1 protein-coding gene is annotated in these 887 nt (G+C 47.6%); it reads left to right on the plus strand.

Going from position 1 to position 887, the window contains the following annotated elements; all coding sequences use genetic code 11:
* On the plus strand, positions 1-887 hold an 887-nt coding region (locus R7Q11_RS25295), incomplete at both ends, for an MFS transporter (RefSeq protein WP_225466895.1).

Below are 887 nucleotides of genomic sequence, written 5' to 3' on the forward strand. Positions count from 1 at the left end.
ATTCAGTTTGGTGCCAATGGCGGTCTTGTCCGAATCCATCGGTCGTAAGCCAGTGATGATGGTTGGCTTGTTCTCTATTCCTGGCATTTCTGCGTTGATGCTACTCGGAGACTCATTTATATTTTTGGTGGCATGCCGAGCATTAATCGGACTCGCTTTAGCCGCATTTGCCGCTGTTGCCGTCGCATACATGGCAGAAGAACTTGATAAGCACGCATTTTCAATGGCCATTGGTACTTACATTGCAGCAAACTCATTAGGTGGTATCGCAGGACGTATTAGCGGCGGCTTGTTAGCGGATAACTTTAGTGTCGATGTCGCCATCGAAGTCATGATGGTTGTAACACTGATTGGCGTAATCTGCGTGCACTACTTGTTGCCAAAACAGCGCAACTTCACACCTTCATCCAGCAGCTTAAGACACCAAAATCGTGCTATTATTGGCCACTTTCGAAATCAGCGGGTTTGGTTTGCAATGCTCATCGGCGGGCTTAACTTTGCGTTGTTCGTCAATCTTTACTCAGTGATGGGCTTTCGTTTGGTTAGCGCGCCGCACAACGTTCCGGTCGGTCTAGCATCGTTGATATTCATCTGTTATCTGGGAGGAACTTTTTCTTCTCGATGCGCAGGGCATTGGAGCAAACGTTACTCTTCTATTCTAGGTATGTTCATAGGCGCTGTGGTTAGCATGGCAGGCATGTGGATTGCGGCTTTTGAGAGCCTCGCCGCTATGCTTATCGGTCTTCTGCTGATTAGTTTTGGCGCGTTTTTTACCCATACTTTGGCTTACGGCTGGGTAGGCCAAAACGCAACACAAGCAAAAGCAACCGCAACAGCTTTGTACTTGGTGCACTACTATGTTGGCGGAAGTTTAGGTGGTTTTTTAT

Source organism: Vibrio sp. 970 (assembly GCF_033339075.1).